The sequence below is a fragment of the Caballeronia sp. SBC1 genome, assembly GCF_011493005.1.
GTDB lineage: Bacteria > Pseudomonadota > Gammaproteobacteria > Burkholderiales > Burkholderiaceae > Caballeronia.
The window spans coordinates 1,706,304-1,725,636 of the sequence record NZ_CP049157.1 but is presented as its reverse complement, the minus strand read 5'-3'; the positions used below and the strand labels follow the sequence as shown (position 1 = coordinate 1,725,636).

Sequence of the window (19,333 nt, the reverse complement as noted above, 5' to 3'; positions counted from 1 at the left end):
GCGTTCCTTTATCGGACAACGGGGCCAGAGCAGCGACCTTGCGGCGAGTATCGGTAGGCAAAACTACGCGGTCAACGCACTTTATTTTCACGCTCGCATAACAACAGGTAATATGAACGCCAGCCATCTGAACGCAGGTTGCCATGCGAGCAACTCAAGCGAGTCCCTGAAGAAAACTGGAAGCGCGAGATATGAAAGGATACCGACGCCTGATTCCTTCGCTAAACGCATTGGTCGACTTTGAAGCCGTTGCGCGGCTCAAGAGTTTCACGCTGGCAGCCGACGAACTCGGTGTCACACAGGCCGCCGTCAGCCGGCAAATCCGCTTTCTTGAAGACGCCATGAAGCTGCAGTTGTTTCATCGGCTGCATCGCTCGATCGCACTCACGAAAGAAGGCGAAGACCTCTTTTTCGTTACGTCGGAATCGCTCCAGAAAATCGCGGGCACCTTTGACAGTCTCAGCAGCAATACACGCGAGCAGGAATTCACCATCCTGGCGACCGCCGCGTTTTCGCAATTCCGCATCGTGCCCAGGCTGCCGCTGCTCAAGCGCTCCCAACCACAACTCAAGCTACGCCTGACCACGCAGATGTTCACCGCGGACCTGCGTCATAACGAAGTGGATATTGCGATTCGCTATGGCTCGGGCAACTGGCGCGACGGTCACTCAACGCTGCTCTTCAATGAGGAGGTGGTGCCGGTCTGTTCTCCGTCGTGGCTCGAAACGCATGGCGAACCTCAGTCGCCGCAGCACTTAAGCGATGCCCCGCTCATTGCCTACGACTCCACGTCGGAGGGCTGGATGGGCTGGGAAGACTGGTTCGACACAGTGGGCATCAAACGCAGCCGGCTGAACTATGTGCTGCGTTGCAGCCTCTACACCGATGCCATTCAGGCCGCGTTGCAGGGCCAGGGCGTCGTGCTCGGCTGGCGGCGGATGCTGGGCGACATGCTGACGTCGGGGCGCCTGGTGCCGCTCGGCGAAGCCTCTGTGAAAATGACCGACGCGTACTACGCCGTCGTGCCGCACGGACACGCTGTCACGCCAGCGGTAGATGCCGTTATCGAATGGCTTCGCGAGGAGCCGGCGCCGTAAAGCGAAGGTGTTTCGGCAACCATTGGCGACTCGCGCTGCCATTACTTATTGTTATGCGAGCGAGAAAATAAAGCGCGTTGACGCGTTGAATTGGCCTATCGATACTCCGTTCATTCCGCGACTCAGGTCGCGCCTGGCAACGTAGGGAATCTGATAAGGACCAGCGGATGTCGAGCATCAATGACACTACGCACGGCGTTTTGTTTCGCAGTCGGGCTTCAGGTCACGGTATGCCCGGCGCCCTGTTCGGCCGGCAGGATGTCTTTGAGAATGACGTCGATATCTTCTTCCACAAGCACTGGATCATGGCGGGTGTCACCGCCGACGTTCGCGAGCCCGGCGATGTCTCGGCGGTCGATATCGGCCGCGCCTCGATCATCATCGTTCGCGACGACGACAACATCGTTCGAGCGTACCGGAACGTGTGCCGTCATCGTGGCGCGCGCCTGCGCGAGCAAGGCAAGGGTTCCGTGGGAATGCTCGTCTGCCCTTACCACCAGTGGACGTACGGCCTCGACGGCGGTCTTAAACATGCTGCGCACATGGGACAGGATTTCGATCCAACCTGCCGCAGCTTGATGCCTGTCCAGATACGCGTAATAGGCGGGTTGATCTTTGTGTGCCTGAACGATGAAGCGCCCGCGGACATTGCAGCGCTCGACGAGACCATGACACCACGTCTCGCACCGTTCGATCTCGCTCGCACGAAAATCGCCTACGAAACGGACATCACTGAAAACGGCAACTGGAAGCTGGCAATCGAGAACAACCGCGAGTGTTACCACTGCGGCGCAACGCATCCCGAGCTCACCGTATCGTTCCTGGCCGAAGATTTCGGCTTCTGTCCCGACGGCTTGAGTGAGGAATCGGAGCGCGCGCTCGCTGAATATCGAGCGCTTAACGCGACTTCGCTTGCGAGCTGGCACAAGGAGGGATTGCTCAGCGAAGCCGTAGAACGGCTGGATGACGTAGCCACGCTGTTCCGGACACAGCGCTTGGTCATTGCCGGCAACGGCGAGTCACAAACGATGAACACAAAGGTCGCCAGCACCAGGCTCCTTGGCGACAACACGCGCCGCGATCTCGGCGATACGCATTTGTGGACGCACAACTCGTGGTCGCATGTCATGAGCGACCACGCGGTCATCTCGTACCTTATCCCGCTTGCACCGGATCGAACGCTGGTCAGAACCAAGTGGCTCGTTCATGAGGATGCGATCGAGGGCGTTGACTACGCGCTGTCTGATCTGATCGAGGTATGGCAAGCGACCAATGCTCAGGACGCCCGCCTTGTTGCGATCAATCACCAGGGTACGCAAGACCCGGGTTACAGGCCCGGACCTTTTTCGCCTTTCACCGAGTCGTATCTGGAACGATTTTCACGCTGGTACGCAACGCGGCTGGAAGCGCACGGCATCTGATGCCTTGTCTCGCGTCGAGCTTGTGATCCGGTGATCAACCGCGGTTGCCGGATGTTTTCGCTGCTTAGGCAGCGACCGCCGTTAGATGATTAACGCCTGATTACTTCGACCTTACAACGACTGCAAATCTCTCAACGAATGCCTCGCGTCCCATCGTGGTTGGCCCAACACGCGCCCCTCCATACGGCAGCATCAAGCCTCAACACGACGTCCAGCGACCTGTGCCGCGTCACGCTAAACTATGGAGTTAACGCGATGCAACACGCCCATGCATGCGCTCAACAGCACTCGAGTAGCCACTGGGATCACGGGAGACATTCGTTCAATGAACGGCGCAGACTTACCTGGCATGCTCCCCGAGATGCTGCCGCGACTATGGGCGTTCGCGCTTCGCATTTCCGGTGATCGCCACGACGCCGAGGATCTCGTCCAGCGAGCCTGCGTGCGGGCGCTCGAACGAGCGCATCAACTACAGCCCGACACGTCCCCGCTAAGCTGGATGTTTTCAATCGTCCATTCAACCTGGATCAACGAGCTGCGAGCGCGCAGCGTACGCAAGCGTTCCAGCATGGAATGGGATGATGACTTCCTGGAAAACGTTGCCGACCCCGTCGACAAAGGCCCGGAAGCGCTGCTCATGCACGGCCAGATCATCAGCGCCGTTGAACGGCTGCCCGAAGCCCAGCGTGTAGTGATGCTGCTGGTCGCGGTCGAAGGCTTGAGCTATCAGGAAGCGGCCGATGTTCTCGAAGTGCCTATTGGCACCGTCATGAGCCGGCTGTCGCGCGCACGTCAAGCGGTTGGCGCGTTGTTAGGCACGCCTGATCCGAAAGCCAGGGCTTCTGTCACGCGTAAGGACTCCATCGCATGAAAACCGATGACCTCATGCTGATGGCGTATGTAGACGGCGAACTTGCCCTCGGGGAGAGCCTGCAAGTCGAGGAGCACATTCGCGCTTCCTCTGAAGCCGCAGAGTTGGTAGCGCTGCTGCAAGCATCGCGTCTTGACTACAAGCAGGCGTTCGATGCGCAAAAATTGCCGCCGGTGCCGGACTCGCTGACGCGGAAGATCGAAGCAATGGCGCGTGCACATGGCACTGAAAGCGCGGCTTCGGATGCAAACGACCCTTCGCTTCGTGCGCCCGTCGCCGGGCCGGTTCGATCACGTCTGCGCACAGTTCCCACGTGGTTCGCAGCGGCGTGCGTTGCTGGCGCGTTTGTCGGAGGAGTCTTTTTTCGGCCCGGGACATTTCCGCTTCTCAGCACAAGCATGCCGGGTTCCGGCAACTCCACGACGGCGAACGCCGGCCTTTCGCCGTGGGTAACCGCGGCGGTGGGGTATCAGCAGCTTTACACGCGTGACACGCTGGCTTACGCCGACGAGAATCCGGCAGCGACTTCAAAAATAGTCGATGACATTCGCCGTGACGACAAACTCGCGCTGCGTATTCCCAATCTAAGCAGCGCCGGCCTGACTTTCAAGTCCGTGCGCCGTTTGCAGTTCAACAACAAACCGCTCGTGCAGATCGTTTATCTGCCTGAGAAAGGACCGCCCATCGCGCTATGTGTCATGAAGGGAGTGAAGGCGGATCAGGCAGTTGCCTCACGGTTAGTCGACACCATGCACGTGGTTACATGGCGGCAAGCGGAACTCAGCTATGCGTTGATCGGCAAGACCGAAGGCGTCGATCTGGACGCACTCGGCAAGCGTATTTCGAACCGCGAGGTGGAGCAGCTATTCAGCAAGACAAGTTCCGCGGAGTTCCCGCTGGCTGGGTAAGCAATGGCGGGCCAAAGGCTTAGGCGCTGGACACTCCGTGAAGCCTTGAGCCGTGCAGGTCAGTTAGCGGCTGACAGAATGCTTAGACCGCCGAACCCCGTACGGTTGCATGAAACACACGGCCCGCAGGGCATCGGCGAAACGCATATACACTTATAACCGGCCTGATTTATCGATTTTCACTGGTTCGGGCACTATGAATCTCGATAGCCGTTTAGCAGAAAATTAGCGAATCGACGCACGAGAACAAGCGAGAATTTAGTCATCAGCGAAAGTAACTGCTCAGTCTTATGAAATCCGACGATATCCTGCTAATGGCGTACGTGGACGGCGAACTACCGCCGCACCAACGCGAGGAAGTCGAGCGCGAACTACGCACGTCTCCCGACGTGGCGGAGCGCGTCGCACTGTTGCAGGCATCGCGGCTGCCGTACCGCGATGCGTTCGCCGCGCAAAAGCTGCCGCCGGTGCCGCGGAGTCTTAGCGCGAAGATCGAAGCGATGGCGCGTGCTGCGCAGACAAAAACCGCACAGTCCGTCGCCGGTCCCAATGCCGGCCCAGACATCAGCGTCAACGACCCCGTCGTTTCCCGTGCTCCGGGCAGTCCGTCTTCTTCGCGTATCCGCTCGCGGCTACGGGTTGCGCCAGCATGGCTAGGCGTCGCCTTCCTGGCCGGCGCGTTCGCCTGCGGATTGGTGCTTCGGCTAGGCCCTGGCCTGGGTCCGGCATCGAATGCCAGCGCTTCGCTGGCGTCGGTCGGCATGGGCTTATCCGTTTCGCCCTGGGTGATGGCCGCGGCCAGTTATCAGCAACTGTATTCCCGCGAGACACTAGCGAACGTCGATCCCGACACTACCCTGTCGATCAAGACCGTCAAGCAGATTCGCCAGGACGATGGCCTCGCGCTGCGCATTCCCGACCTGAGCGCGTCCGGACTTACGTTCAAGCGCGTGCAGCGCTTGCGGTTCAACAACAAACCGCTCGTGCAAATTGTCTACCTGCCGGAGAAAGGCGCGCCCATTGCGCTGTGCGTGATGAAGGAGGTCAAGCCCGATGCGGCGGTCGCCGACCAGCGTGTCGCCTCCATGACCGTTGTCACATGGCGGCAGGCCGAACTTGGCTATGCGCTGATCGGTCAGCCAGAAGGTGTCGACCTGACGGCGCTTGGCAAGCAGATATCGGCCGGCGGAACCGCTTCGCTGTTCAGCCGTGAAACCTCGTTGCCAGTAGCTGCCGCGTTGGCGTCGGTGAACATGGTCCCAAGCGTGGAATAAATTGGTTGCGTGGCTGAATTCAGAGGTTTGCAAACTTCCATAAACAATCGCATTCCTAACTAATTAGAGCAAACCTATCACCAAAATTTTCCTTGTTGTAGACCTATGCCCGAAACGCAAAAACCCCACCTTTGGGGGGTGGGGTTTCTGCGAGCTGCGGTGTGTTGCAGCGAATGAGGAGCCTGACGATTACCTACTTTCACACGGGTATCCGCACTATCATTGGCGTGGAGTCGTTTCACGGTCCTGTTCGGGATGGGAAGGGGTGGTACCAACTCGCTATGGTCATCAGGCATAAGGGGGTGTTGTGGTGGGGGTTAAGGCCATCACAACCAATCTGAGGAAGAAGTAGTCGAGTGCATGGGGGGTTTTACGCGCCGCACGCCTCGTTATTACTGGTGAAGCTTGGGGTTGTGTTTGTTGGCACAACACTGATCTCAACCTAGGCGTGTACTTAAGACCCTGCGCGTTGCGCAGGATGGGGCATCCATAAGTGCTGAAGCACTAACGGCTGCCGACACACACTGGTTATAGGATCAAGCCTTACGGGCAATTAGTATCAGTTAGCTTAATGCATTACTGCACTTCCACACCTGACCTATCAACGTCCTGGTCTAGAACGACCCTTCAAGGAGCTCGAAGCTCCAGGGATATCTCATCTCAAGGCGAGTTTCCCGCTTAGATGCTTTCAGCGGTTATCTCTTCCGAACATAGCTACCCGGCGATGCCACTGGCGTGACAACCGGTACACCAGAGGTTCGTCCACTCCGGTCCTCTCGTACTAGGAGCAGCCCCCTTCAAATATCCAACGCCCACGGCAGATAGGGACCAAACTGTCTCACGACGTTTTAAACCCAGCTCACGTACCTCTTTAAATGGCGAACAGCCATACCCTTGGGACCGGCTACAGCCCCAGGATGAGATGAGCCGACATCGAGGTGCCAAACACCGCCGTCGATATGAACTCTTGGGCGGTATCAGCCTGTTATCCCCAGAGTACCTTTTATCCGTTGAGCGATGGCCCTTCCATACAGAACCACCGGATCACTATGACCTGCTTTCGCACCTGCTCGACTTGTCGGTCTCGCAGTTAAGCACGCTTATGCCATTGCACTATCAGCACGATTTCCGACCGTACCTAGCGTACCTTCGTACTCCTCCGTTACACTTTGGGAGGAGACCGCCCCAGTCAAACTGCCTACCATGCACTGTCCCCGATCCGGATCACGGACCAAGGTTAGAACCTCAAACAAACCAGGGTGGTATTTCAAGGACGGCTCCACCGAAACTAGCGTTCCGGTTTCATAGCCTCCCACCTATCCTACACAGATCGGTTCAAAGTCCAATGCAAAGCTACAGTAAAGGTTCATGGGGTCTTTCCGTCTAGCCGCGGGGAGATTGCATCATCACAAACACTTCAACTTCGCTGAGTCTCGGGAGGAGACAGTGTGGCCATCGTTACGCCATTCGTGCAGGTCGGAACTTACCCGACAAGGAATTTCGCTACCTTAGGACCGTTATAGTTACGGCCGCCGTTTACCGGGACTTCAATCAAGAGCTTGCACCCCATCATTTAATCTTCCGGCACCGGGCAGGCGTCACACCCTATACGTCCACTTTCGTGTTTGCAGAGTGCTGTGTTTTTATTAAACAGTCGCAGCCACCAGTTTATTGCAACCCCTTCACCCTTTGCGCGCAGGCGCATCAAGCTACAGGGGCGTACCTTATCCCGAAGTTACGGTACCAATTTGCCGAGTTCCTTCTCCCGAGTTCTCTCAAGCGCCTTAGAATACTCATCTCGCCCACCTGTGTCGGTTTGCGGTACGGTCTTGTTAAACTGAAGCTTAGAGGCTTTTCTTGGAACCACTTCCGATTGCTTCTTCGCCTAAGCGAATGGCCTCGTACCCTTGAATTCCGCGCCCGGATTTGCCTAAGCGCCTTCTCCAATACAAGGACCGGGACTTCCAACACCCGGACAACCTTCCGCGATCCGTCCCCCCATCGCATTTAACAATGGTGCAGGAATATTAACCTGCTTCCCATCAGCTACGCATTTCTGCCTCGCCTTAGGGGCCGACTCACCCTACGCCGATGAACGTTGCGTAGGAAACCTTGGGCTTACGGCGAGGGGGCTTTTCACCCCCTTTATCGCTACTCATGTCAGCATTCGCACTTCCGATACCTCCAGCACACTTTTCAATGCACCTTCACAGGCTTACGGAACGCTCTCCTACCATGCGAGATAAATCTCGCATCCGCAGCTTCGGTATATTGCTTAGCCCCGTTACATCTTCCGCGCAGGACGACTCGATCAGTGAGCTATTACGCTTTCTTTAAAGGGTGGCTGCTTCTAAGCCAACCTCCTGACTGTTTTAGCCTTCCCACTTCGTTTCCCACTTAGCAATATTTGGGGACCTTAGCTGGCGGTCTGGGTTGTTTCCCTCTTGACACCGGACGTTAGCACCCGATGTCTGTCTCCCGTGATTGCACTCTTCGGTATTCGGAGTTTGCTATGGCGTAGTAATCCGCAATGGACCCCACAACCATGACAGTGCTCTACCCCCGAAGGTGATACACGAGGCACTACCTAAATAGTTTTCGGAGAGAACCAGCTATTTCCAAGTTTGTTTAGCCTTTCACCCCTATCCACAGCTCATCCCCTAATTTTTCAACATTAGTGGGTTCGGTCCTCCAGTACGTGTTACCGCACCTTCAACCTGGCCATGGATAGATCACTTGGTTTCGGGTCTACGCCCAGCAACTGAACGCCCTATTCGGACTCGCTTTCGCTACGGCTGCCTTAATCAGTTAACCTTGCTACTGAACGTAAGTCGCTGACCCATTATACAAAAGGTACGCCGTCACCCCTTTCAAGGCTCCGACTGTTTGTATGCATGCGGTTTCAGGATCTATTTCACTCCCCTCCCGGGGTTCTTTTCGCCTTTCCCTCACGGTACTGGTTCACTATCGGTCGATCACGAGTATTTAGCCTTGGAGGATGGTCCCCCCATCTTCAGACAGGATTTCACGTGTCCCGCCCTACTTGTCGTACACCTAGTTCCACACATCCGCTTTCGCCTACAGGGCTATCACCTGCTATGGCCACACTTTCCAGAGTGTTCGGCTAACGGTCGTGCTAAAGAGTACAGGCTGATCCCATTTCGCTCGCCACTACTTTGGGAATCTCGGTTGATTTCTTTTCCTGCGGTTACTTAGATGTTTCAGTTCACCGCGTTCGCTTCTCATAGCCTATGGATTCAGCTATGGATACTCCATTCGGAGTGGGTTTCCCCATTCGGACATCGACGGATCAAAGCTCGTTTGCCAGCTCCCCGTCGCTTTTCGCAGGCTACCGCGTCCTTCATCGCCTGTGATCGCCAAGGCATCCACCACATGCACTTGTTCGCTTGACCCTATAACGAGTGTGTCTCCGAGCGTTTTTCTCTACACCGAACCGAAGTTCAATGCGGATGAAACCTCTTTCACCCCGCTATAGGTTGAGTATTCGTGTTGCGCCGTATTCCAAAGCAATCTTTCGATCACCTTTTCATACATTGATACAATCACAACCCTGATTCACCTACTCGCACACCCATCTCTAAGTATGCTTTCGTGAATCTCTTTACTACTTCTTCCAGATTGTTAAAGAACGACAGCATCACCTAAAGCGCTATGCCTTAAATGATTTTACTGACTGGCTCAATCGCCAATGCAAATCACTCTTCATTTAAGAGTGCTTGGCATTGATGATTGGTGGAGGATGACGGGATCGAACCGACGACCCCCTGCTTGCAAAGCAGGTGCTCTCCCAGCTGAGCTAATCCCCCCGTACCTTGATGCTTGAGGGTCCGTAAATTCTATTGAATGTGATTCACTTCTCGTGAGCCACCTTCAAGCGAATCATGGTGGGTCTGGTTGGATTCGAACCAACGACCCCCGCCTTATCAAGACGGTGCTCTAACCAACTGAGCTACAGACCCTTAGCCTGTCTTCTTACAGCCGATAAGCGTGAGCGCTTTAGCACTTCACTTCAAAACGTTTGAGCTCGAGAAAGGAGGTGATCCAGCCGCACCTTCCGATACGGCTACCTTGTTACGACTTCACCCCAGTCATGAATCCTACCGTGGTGACCGTCCTCCTTGCGGTTAGACTAGCCACTTCTGGTAAAACCCACTCCCATGGTGTGACGGGCGGTGTGTACAAGACCCGGGAACGTATTCACCGCGGCATGCTGATCCGCGATTACTAGCGATTCCAGCTTCACGTAGTCGAGTTGCAGACTACGATCCGGACTACGATCGGTTTTCTGGGATTAGCTCCCCCTCACGGGTTGGCAGCCCTCTGTTCCGACCATTGTATGACGTGTGAAGCCCTACCCATAAGGGCCATGAGGACTTGACGTCATCCCCACCTTCCTCCGGTTTGTCACCGGCAGTCTCCTTAGAGTGCTCTTGCGTAGCAACTAAGGACAAGGGTTGCGCTCGTTGCGGGACTTAACCCAACATCTCACGACACGAGCTGACGACAGCCATGCAGCACCTGTGTATCGGTTCTCTTTCGAGCACCCCCACCTTTCAGCAGGGTTCCGACCATGTCAAGGGTAGGTAAGGTTTTTCGCGTTGCATCGAATTAATCCACATCATCCACCGCTTGTGCGGGTCCCCGTCAATTCCTTTGAGTTTTAATCTTGCGACCGTACTCCCCAGGCGGTCAACTTCACGCGTTAGCTACGTTACTAAGTCAATGAAGACCCAACAACTAGTTGACATCGTTTAGGGCGTGGACTACCAGGGTATCTAATCCTGTTTGCTCCCCACGCTTTCGTGCATGAGCGTCAGTATTGGCCCAGGGGGCTGCCTTCGCCATCGGTATTCCTCCACATCTCTACGCATTTCACTGCTACACGTGGAATTCTACCCCCCTCTGCCATACTCTAGCTCGCCAGTCACAAATGCAGTTCCCAGGTTAAGCCCGGGGATTTCACATCTGTCTTAACGAACCGCCTGCGCACGCTTTACGCCCAGTAATTCCGATTAACGCTCGCACCCTACGTATTACCGCGGCTGCTGGCACGTAGTTAGCCGGTGCTTATTCTTCCGGTACCGTCATCCTCCCGCCGTATTAGGGCAGAAGTTTTCTTTCCGGACAAAAGTGCTTTACAACCCGAAGGCCTTCTTCACACACGCGGCATTGCTGGATCAGGGTTTCCCCCATTGTCCAAAATTCCCCACTGCTGCCTCCCGTAGGAGTCTGGGCCGTGTCTCAGTCCCAGTGTGGCTGGTCGTCCTCTCAGACCAGCTACAGATCGTCGCCTTGGTAGGCCTTTACCCCACCAACTAGCTAATCTGCCATCGGCCGCCCCTATAGCGCGAGGTCTTGCGATCCCCCGCTTTCTTCCGTAGATCGTATGCGGTATTAATCCGGCTTTCGCCGGGCTATCCCCCACTACAGGACACGTTCCGATGTATTACTCACCCGTTCGCCACTCGCCACCAGGGTTGCCCCCGTGCTGCCGTTCGACTTGCATGTGTAAGGCATGCCGCCAGCGTTCAATCTGAGCCAGGATCAAACTCTTCAGTTCAATGCCTGTTACTGTTTTCTATTCTTGCGAATAGGTCGCTCACTCAACGTACTGACAAGTTCCTCCCATCTTCCAGTTGCCCGAAAGACGCTCAAAACCTACCTTAATACTAGTGTGAGACTTGATACTTTCGCTTCACGGCAGCATCTCCCGAGAAACCCCAGAAAACACCACCACGCTTAAAGCCAAGCACCAAGCGCCCACACTTATCGGCTGTTAGTTTTTAAAGAACATTCGCTTGAAGCTGCTTGCTTCTTGCGTCTTCCGCATCAGGAAGGAGGCGAAGTATGAAGACTTGCCTTCACCTCGTCAAGCGAATTCAGGAAATTTTTTAGAACGCGGAGGAAGGCGTTATTAGACCGCGGATTCGCGCGCGCACGATCGCATGATGAAGAAACCGAAAGCGCTATATCAGGTTTTGTCGGAGCAAGGAGCGCGGAGCGAACGAATCATGCGCATACATTCGACGCGCCCAAAGGGCTCTTACCCGCGAGTCCAATACTTAGCGGCGTACATGAAGTCATCTACGCGTAAAGCGTTCGCTGCACCGCATCGCAGCGGTAAGCAGCGACCCAAGCATCAAGATGGGTAACCTCCGCGACTATCAGGCTCCCGCACGCGCGCGTTCAACCTCCGTGCTCTTAACATCATCGCGTTGCTTGAAGAGTGTGAAGTCGAAATCGATCAGCACGAACTGACCCTCGACTCCATATGGCTTGCCTTCCGTCCCTTCCGCCTTTTTAAGCTCGGGTACAAGGCCATCACGCGTAGCAAACGCGAAGTCGTCCCACAGATACGGATCGCCATCAATGTTGATCTGCGTCGTCAGCTTGCGATAACCCGGCGCCGAGACAAAGAAGTGAATATGCGCCGGACGATGACCATGACGCCCCAACTGATCGAGTAATTGCTGGGTCTTCCCTGCAGGCGGCACGCTGTAGCCCACCGGTACGACGCTCGTAAAGCTGTAGTTGCCCGCGCTGTCGGTACGAATGGTTCGACGCAGATTGAACGCCGGCTGCGACGCGTCGAAGTATGAGTAGTTACCCAGATGGTTGGCGTGCCATACCTCAACCATCGCATCCTTCAGCGGCGCGCCGTCTTCGCCAATTACGCGACCGCGCATTACGAGCGTTTCGCCCGGATCCGTGCCGTCATCCAGACGCGCATGCCCGACCGACTCCGGCGCGCCGGCCACATATAACGGCCCTTCGATCGTGCGCGGCGTACCGCCTTCAATTCCCGCCTTCGCTTCCGCCTCATCCATCCGCAAGTCAAGGAAATGTTCGAAGCCCAAGCCCGCAGCAAGCAGTCCAAGCTCTCCGCTCTTGCCCGCTTCGCCGAGGTAGTTGAGCGCGGTCCAGAACTCATCGGGCTGTACATCGAGATCTTCGATCGTATAAAACAAGTCTCGCACAACGCGATTAACAATCGCCTTAGTGCGTGCGTTCCCCTCACTGGTGGCGCTGTCGTTAATGGTCTTGAGCAGTGCGTCGATTGCTTGGTGGTTCATGTTTGTCTCTATGTGTTGTGTAGGATCAGTACGAATTATTGCTAAATACTGCTAACCAGTTCGGGTCATCGTCGCAGTCGTTCGATACGCTCCCAGTCGAGCGTGACGCCCAGGCCCGGGCCCTGCGGCAAGTGCAGCGAAAATTCTTCATAACGCAGGGGTTCGATGAGAATTTCCTCAGTCAGCAAGAGCGGGCCGAACAACTCCGTCCCCCACTTCAACGAACTGAACGTGCTGAACAATTGCGCCGATGCAATCGTGCCGATCGCCCCTTCCAGCATCGTGCCGCCATACAAATCGACGTGGGCCGCAAGCGCGATCGATGCAACGCTTGCCGCTCCTAGCAGTCCACCGGACTGGGCAATCTTGACGGCGAAGACATCGGCGGAATGATTGCTCGCCAGAGCGAACGCATCGGAGGGACCATGCAGTGCTTCATCAGCCATGATCGGCACGCGGGCCAGGTCGGTGAGGCGCTTGAGGCCCGCGTGGTTCGTGGCGGCTATCGGTTGCTCGACCAGACTGACGCCGGCATCGGCAAAGCGCGGCAACGCCCAGATGGCGTCCGACTCGCCCCACGCCTGGTTCACATCCACACGAACCTCGCCACGCTCACCGAGCGCTTTCTTGATCGCCACGACATGCGCTACATCGTCGGCCACCGCTCCCGAACCAATCTTCAGCTTGAATACGCGATGCCGCCGCAAGTCCAGCATCTGCTCGGCTTCATCGATGTCACGCCGCGTGTCGCCGCTCGCAAGCGTCCATGCCACTTCAACCGAGTCCGTCACGCGGCCGCCGCACAACTCCGACAGCGGCACACCGATCCGTTGAGCCTGGGCATCGAAGAGCGCTGTTTCCACCGCGCATTTCGCAAACCGGTTGCCCTGGAACAGCTTGCGCAACTTCGCCATGGCCGCACCCGGCCGCGTTGCATCCAACCCTTTGAGCAAGGGCGCAAAGTACGTATCGATATTGACCTTGATGCTCTCGGGACTCTCTTCGCCATACGCGAGACCGCCGATGGTCGTGCCCTCGCCCACGCCGCTTACACCGTCCGAGCAGCGAATCCGGACCAGCACCAGGGTCTGGCAATTCATGGTCGCGACCGACAGACGGTGCGGCCGGATTGTTGGAACATCTATCAGCAGCGTTTCCACGCTTTCTATTCGCACCGCTATTGCCATCGTGTATTTCCTCCAGGAGCACACATGGTAGAAAGAAACGAACCGGGAAGTCCAACACCGTTTCCGACTACTTTCATACCCTGAAGGCATGAAGAGACCACTCTTCCAATAGATGCACCGCCGCTACACATCGGCGTATCGGTGCTCTTCGAATTCCCGCGTGCGCGGGAGACTGCACGACAAGGCTTATTCGGTGGTCGCTCCCCGCCACGGCACTAGAATTTTTTGCGTATGCCGAGGCGCAGCGCGACCTGATTCGCCGAACTCGACGCTTCCAGCACCGGAGCGAGATCAGCGACAGCACCGCCGCCGGCACGCATATAGGTTGCGGATGCGTACACGTCGGTGCTCTTGGACAGGAAGTAGTCCGCGCTCGCATCGAGTTCGTGGTAACGCGGCTCCTGTCCGGTTGCCGAGACATTCCCTTCGGTATAACTGTACGCAGCGCCCAGTTGCAGTGCTGGCGTAATCATGTAACTCGCTACGACCTCGCCGATATTGAACGTCACATGTCCGTTAATCTTCGCCCCTAATGCGGGATCGAGACCGCCGAACTGCGTGTGAGTCCAGTCAGCGCTAATCTTGGCCGCGCCGAAAGCATACGCGGCGCCCAAGCCAAACACCTTGTAGCTGCTGGCGGCCAGACCATAGTTACCGTCGACAGTGTTGGTTGCTGTCCACACCCCTTCCGGCACGGCGGTGGCAGGATGGTCGATCGAAGTGTACGCGCCCACCAGTTGCAGATTGCCGTTCACGTATTGAAGCGCGAACGATTTCGCGCCGTCCTGCGCAAAAGCACCCGGGACCCCGCCAAAGCTATAGGTAGCAATACCCGTCAGGCCCGCGATGGTCGGGGAAACGTACTTGACGGCGTTGTTGAGGTGAAAATCAATACCGTTATTATCCAGGTCTCCAGGATGCGGAAACAAAATGCCGCCTGGCAAGGTGCCATTTGCCGATAGCGCGCCGATATAGTCGCCCACTTCTTCGCCCTGCCGCCCCAGTGTCACCGTGCCATAACGATCGCTGGACAAGCCAACATAGGCCAGCCGGCCGAACTCCCGGCCCCCTTGACTGAGGGCGCCAGTATTGACGTTGAAGCCGTTTTCGAGTCGGAAAATCGCCGTCGTGCCGCCTCCAAGATCCTCGGCCCCCTTAAGTCCCCAGCGATTGCCTTGCGAGATGCTGCCTTGCATCTGAAGAGCGCTCTTGCCACCCTGGTTAGTCGACCAGGTCAGCCCGTCGTCGATGATGCCGTAGATTGTCACGCTGCTTTGAGCCCAAGCCCCAGCACTAAAGAACGACATCCCAACTAAAGCGGCTAGCGATTTCTTCACAATGTTTCCTTTTATGATATATCCGGCTTTATTTCGTATACCGAATTAATGTGCGATGAACGGAGCGTTCAATTGTTCTATTTTTTAACCACCGCCAGACACGACGCTCTTAGCTCAACAGGTGCCGCATGCTCTGTGTGTTGGGACTAGCTAGCGCGACGAGGCGGCACCTCGACATCGCGAGTCCCGGTACACGACCGGAAATTTAAGTTGCCATATTCCCAGCACCAAATCAGCCAAAAAAAGAGTCCGAAATCAGTGCGACTTATTTGGCACGAAGTTCCGCTAAGAGGCTGCAGCCAACATCAACCCCATTCATATTGTTCATTTTTGCCTTGCGGCAGTCGGCGAATGGTGCGGTGGCATGTTGCTGATTTTTTTAAAACGCGGCGCACTCGCGGTCTGGAGTCCCGGCGGCGCCGCGTTTGGCTTCGTCGAGGCTAGGTTGCCGCATCGTATATTTCCTCACCTTCTCTAACAATTCTCGGCCGACCCGGGCAACGCATGATTGAGTGATGCCATCTCCGATATGTTTCACCCAACCCGGCTTCTAGAAATCATTTGCCGCGCTGATATCTAACTCCATTTTCGGCGAATTTGACGCTGGGTTACGACAAGTCGACACTGGTTGCCATGCGGAGCCCTCCTCTCGAGGTCGCGACGTCTGACTATTTACTCACGAGCGAACATGGCATCCGTGCAACCATCTACCACCGCAATCGAGACCGCAGCGTTTCACAACAAGGCCCTCACCCGGATCGTCGTCGCGTCCGTCGCCGGCAATGCGATGGAGTGGTATGACTTCTTCGTCTATGGAACTGCTGCGGCCCTTGTATTCGGTCAGCTATTCTTTCCTGCCAATGCCGACCCGCTCGTCGGCACGCTAGGCGCGTTCGCCGCCTTCGCCATAGGCTTTGTCGCGAGACCCCTCGGCGGCGTCGTGTTCGGCCACATCGGCGACCGCTACGGGCGCAAGGCGTCGCTCGTCTGGACCTTGCTCATCATGGGCATTGCGACCTTCGGCATCGGTTTATTGCCGACCTATGCCCAGGTTGGACTCTGGTCGCCCGCTGCACTCGTCGCACTTCGGCTGTTGCAAGGGGTGGCATCCGGTGGTGAATGGGGTGGCGGCGTGCTGATGATCAGCGAGAACGCGCCCCCGGAAAAGCGTGGCTACTACGCTGCATGGAGTCAGTTGGGGGTGGGCGGCGGTTTCGTTCTGTCTTCCGCCGCATTCCTGGCTGTGCAGGCGCTGCCACACACACAGTTCATCACCTGGGGCTGGCGCCTGCCGTTCCTAGCGAGCATTCTGATCTTCGCGCTAGGCGTGTACATTCGCTACAACCTGCCGGAAAGTCGCGAGTTCGAACAAGCCGAGCATGCGGGCAAGACGTCCCATATGCCGGTGCTGGAAGCAATCAAAAGGTATCCTAAAGAAATACTGATCGTAATGGGCTTACGAGTGGCGGAAAACGGCGGTGCGTATATCTTTCTGGCGTTCTCCCTGGTCTACGGCAAGTTCGCTGGCATCGCCAGCTCAACCATGCTCACGGCCGTCATGCTAGCCATGGTCGTCGAAATGGGCGCGATGCTGGCATGGGGCAGACTCTCAGACAAGGTGGGGCGCAAGCCCGTCTATATGATCGGCGCCGTGTCGCTTCTTGTGATGGCGTTTCCGTTTTTCTGGCTGCTGAACACGCACTCCGCACCGCTGATCTTTCTTGCTTTGATACTAGGCACGGCAGTGTGCCATGGTGCGATGATCGGCACGCTACCCGCTCTCGTAGGCGAACTGTTCAGCACGGAAGTGCGATATTCCGGCGTGGCGCTCGGGCATGAGGTGGCCTCCATCTTTGCCGGTGGTATGTCTCCGTTGATTGCCGTTGCTTTGCTTTCACATTACCACGCGTATTGGCCCGTTTCGCTGTTCCTCATGCTGCTTGGCCTCGTTACTGTCGTCACGTTGCGGTTCGCGCACGAGACACACGCCCCATCGTAGTGGCCGGCAGCGCCGCCTTTTGCTCTCCGTTACACCAAACAGATCGTCCATATGGAAATCACCCGTTTGAAGGTCCGCGTCGATGCCTTGCACGACGAAGCGCAAGGTATCCGGTCGTTCAGCATCTCGCGTATGGATGGCCGCCCTTTCGACGCCTATGAACCTGGCGCTCACATCGACGTCACGAGCCCTGCCGGCATCACGCGGCAATACTCGCTGTGCGGGGACCCCGATCATTGTGACGCGCAAAGCTTCGCCGTGAAAAAGGAACAGGCTTCGCGCGGTGGTTCGCGGTCACTGCATGACGACGTGGTGACTGGCATGGAACTGTCGGTCAGCGCCCCGCGCAATCTCTTTCAGCTTGCAAGCGAGGCCGGCGAACACATTTTGATCGCCGCGGGGATCGGCATCACGCCGCTCCTCTCGATGGCGTATAGGCTCGTCAGGCAGCGCGTACCCTTCAAGCTGCACTATTTCGCCCGCAGTCCCCAGCAGGCCGCATTCCTCTCGCAACTGTCCGCTCCACCGTTTGCCGAGCACGTCGAAGTCCATCTGCAAGTGCCCCGTGATGCCTTAGACCAGACCTTGCACGCATGCATTGGCAACGCTGGTAACCGTGCGCATCTTTATACCTGCGGGCCGGCTCCATTCATGGAACGAGTGGTCGAAGTGGCGGCGGCCTATCTCCCCGAAGAGGCGATTCACCTAGAACGATTCAGTGCACAACACGACGCCCCTAAGAGTGAATCCAAGGACGAGAACTTCGAAGTCCGGCTAGCTAAAACAGGGGTGACCGTCGAGGTCAAGAACGGACAAACGATTGTCGACGCGTTAGCGCAGATCGGTCTCGAGGTCGATACGTCATGCGGTGAAGGTGTATGCGGCACCTGCATGGTGTCCGTGGTGGGCGGTGAACCCGAGCATCGCGACCACTGCCTGAGCAAGGCGGAACGCGCGAGCAATTCGGTCATCTGCTGCTGCGTCTCGCGTTCGCGCTCGCCCGTGCTTATTCTCGACCTCTAGGCCGGCCACAACATTTATCCTTCACAACTGGTCGAATTTGCGTACTGAATCAATCAGCAGGTTTCTCATCCACACAATACCGTCCTCGTCGTGAAAGTGCTCGTGCCAATGCATCGTCACCGAGGCCGCCGGCAAACGGACCGGTAAATCGTAGATCTGAAATGCCTTGGCCTTGTTCAGGATTTGCGCCAGACGCTTTGGAAGCGTCGCGTAAAGGTCCGTCACCGTCAGGATGTTCGGCAAGGCAACAAAGTGCGGTAGTTCGAGTGCGGTATTGCGACCGACGCCCTGCGCCCGCAGCGCGTCGTCCAAAGCGTGGTGACTGTGTTCGAGAGAGCGCACCCGAATGTGCGACGCGCCCAGAAAGTGCTCGAGGCTAAGCTTCTTGCCCGTCGGCAAGCCACGGCGTCGCCGCGTCATACATACGTAATCCTCTTCAAACAGCAACTGATGACGCGTATGCGCCATCAGTTCAGGAAGATTTCCGATGGCAAAGTCCAGCTTGCTCGAACGCAGTGCATCCTCAATGTCCTCCACGGGCATCGGTTGCACGATGAGCCGGGTATGCGGGGCCTGTTCGTGCAATGCCTTGCAGATGACGGGCAGATAGGCCATTTCGCCCGCATCGGACAGGGACAGTCGAAACGTGCGTGTGCTCACCGCGGGGTCGAATGACTCGGCATAGCGCAGCGCCTCGCGCACTGTGTCGAGGGCCCGGCCCACGATGGTCGCGAGTTCCAGTGCGATTGGCGTGGGCTGCATGCCCGAGCGGGTACGGATAAACAGTTGATCGTCGAACAGCGTCCGCAGGCGGCCCAGCGCATAGCTCACGGCTGGTTGCGAAAGCGCGAGCCGTTCACCCGCCCTGGTCAGGCTGCGCTCTTCCACGATGGCGTGGAAGACTCGCAGGAGATTGAGATCGACATGGTCAAGCGAAGTCATGGGGCAACCTATTATTTGTGTCACTTATGCGACATCTTATTTTAGATCGATTCGACCGATGTTGGCTACGTGCCGAAAGTAGAAGAACGGTAGCGCGAATTCCATCGCAGACTTGCCTCAAAGCGACTCGATCATGACAACCCCAGAGATACCGACGTCGATCATCTCTTGAACGCGCTT

The 19,333-nt window shown here is 56.7% G+C and carries 11 protein-coding genes, 2 tRNA genes and 3 rRNA genes; 7 read left to right on the top strand and 9 right to left on the bottom strand.

Annotated elements, in window-relative coordinates; genetic code table 11:
- Positions 1-191: 191 nt before the first annotated feature.
- The 5 genes from SBC1_RS25760 to SBC1_RS25740 all read left to right on the top strand — a co-directional run bounded on the left by SBC1_RS25760 (position 192) and on the right by SBC1_RS25740 (position 5,571).
- Positions 192-1,097, top strand: a complete 906-nt coding sequence (locus SBC1_RS25760; RefSeq protein ID WP_165100981.1) for a LysR substrate-binding domain-containing protein — start codon at positions 192-194, stop codon at positions 1,095-1,097.
- Between the two features lie 167 nt (positions 1,098-1,264).
- Positions 1,265-2,518: an SRPBCC family protein gene (locus SBC1_RS25755; protein WP_165100984.1), complete on the top strand. Its 1,254-nt coding sequence runs from the start codon at positions 1,265-1,267 to the stop codon at positions 2,516-2,518.
- A gap of 325 nt (positions 2,519-2,843) precedes the next feature.
- Positions 2,844-3,389: an RNA polymerase sigma factor gene (locus tag SBC1_RS25750; protein ID WP_165100987.1), complete on the top strand. Its 546-nt coding sequence runs from the start codon at positions 2,844-2,846 to the stop codon at positions 3,387-3,389.
- Positions 3,386-4,297, top strand: coding sequence for an anti-sigma factor (locus SBC1_RS25745; protein WP_165100990.1), 912 nt, complete (start codon positions 3,386-3,388; stop codon positions 4,295-4,297). Before SBC1_RS25750 ends, SBC1_RS25745 begins: the two co-directional genes overlap by 4 nt.
- Before the next feature lie 290 nt (positions 4,298-4,587).
- On the top strand, positions 4,588-5,571 hold the full coding sequence (locus tag SBC1_RS25740; protein ID WP_165100993.1) for an anti-sigma factor: 984 nt from the start codon (positions 4,588-4,590) through the stop codon (positions 5,569-5,571).
- Positions 5,572-5,751: 180 nt separating this feature from the next.
- On the opposite strand, the gene rrf is transcribed toward SBC1_RS25740, so the two are convergent.
- From rrf to SBC1_RS25700, 8 genes are all read right to left on the bottom strand, one after another.
- Positions 5,752-5,864 (bottom strand): 5S ribosomal RNA (rrf, locus tag SBC1_RS25735).
- Positions 5,865-6,103: 239 nt separating this feature from the next.
- Positions 6,104-8,984 (bottom strand): 23S ribosomal RNA (locus tag SBC1_RS25730).
- A 338-nt stretch (positions 8,985-9,322) separates the two neighbouring features.
- Positions 9,323-9,398, bottom strand: a tRNA-Ala gene (locus tag SBC1_RS25725).
- Positions 9,399-9,474: 76 nt separating this feature from the next.
- Positions 9,475-9,551 (bottom strand) — tRNA-Ile (locus SBC1_RS25720).
- A gap of 70 nt (positions 9,552-9,621) precedes the next feature.
- A 16S ribosomal RNA gene (locus SBC1_RS25715) occupies positions 9,622-11,152 on the bottom strand.
- The 16S, 23S and 5S rRNA genes sit together here with 2 tRNA genes alongside, the layout of an rRNA operon.
- A gap of 604 nt (positions 11,153-11,756) precedes the next feature.
- Positions 11,757-12,665: a catechol 1,2-dioxygenase gene (gene catA / locus SBC1_RS25710; protein ID WP_165100997.1), complete on the bottom strand. Its 909-nt coding sequence runs from the start codon at positions 12,663-12,665 to the stop codon at positions 11,757-11,759.
- A gap of 65 nt (positions 12,666-12,730) precedes the next feature.
- Positions 12,731-13,852 carry a muconate/chloromuconate family cycloisomerase gene (locus SBC1_RS25705; protein ID WP_165101000.1) on the bottom strand — a complete coding sequence of 374 codons (1,122 nt, stop codon included), beginning with the start codon at positions 13,850-13,852 and terminating at the stop codon, positions 12,731-12,733.
- Positions 13,853-14,067: 215 nt separating this feature from the next.
- Positions 14,068-15,189, bottom strand: coding sequence for a porin (locus SBC1_RS25700; RefSeq protein ID WP_241202190.1), 1,122 nt, complete (start codon positions 15,187-15,189; stop codon positions 14,068-14,070).
- Between the two features lie 688 nt (positions 15,190-15,877).
- On the opposite strand from SBC1_RS25700, the gene SBC1_RS25695 reads away from it, so the two are divergent.
- Both SBC1_RS25695 and SBC1_RS25690 read left to right on the top strand, forming a co-directional pair.
- Positions 15,878-17,188 carry an MFS transporter gene (locus SBC1_RS25695; RefSeq protein WP_165101002.1) on the top strand — a complete coding sequence of 437 codons (1,311 nt, stop codon included), beginning with the start codon at positions 15,878-15,880 and terminating at the stop codon, positions 17,186-17,188.
- Positions 17,189-17,239: 51 nt separating this feature from the next.
- Positions 17,240-18,211, top strand: coding sequence for a PDR/VanB family oxidoreductase (locus SBC1_RS25690; protein WP_165101005.1), 972 nt, complete (start codon positions 17,240-17,242; stop codon positions 18,209-18,211).
- A 21-nt stretch (positions 18,212-18,232) separates the two neighbouring features.
- Here SBC1_RS25690 and SBC1_RS25685 read toward each other — a convergent pair whose 3' ends face one another.
- Complete coding sequence (locus SBC1_RS25685) at positions 18,233-19,153, bottom strand: LysR family transcriptional regulator (RefSeq protein ID WP_165101008.1); 921 nt, start codon at positions 19,151-19,153, stop codon at positions 18,233-18,235.
- Positions 19,154-19,333: the final 180 nt, after the last annotated feature.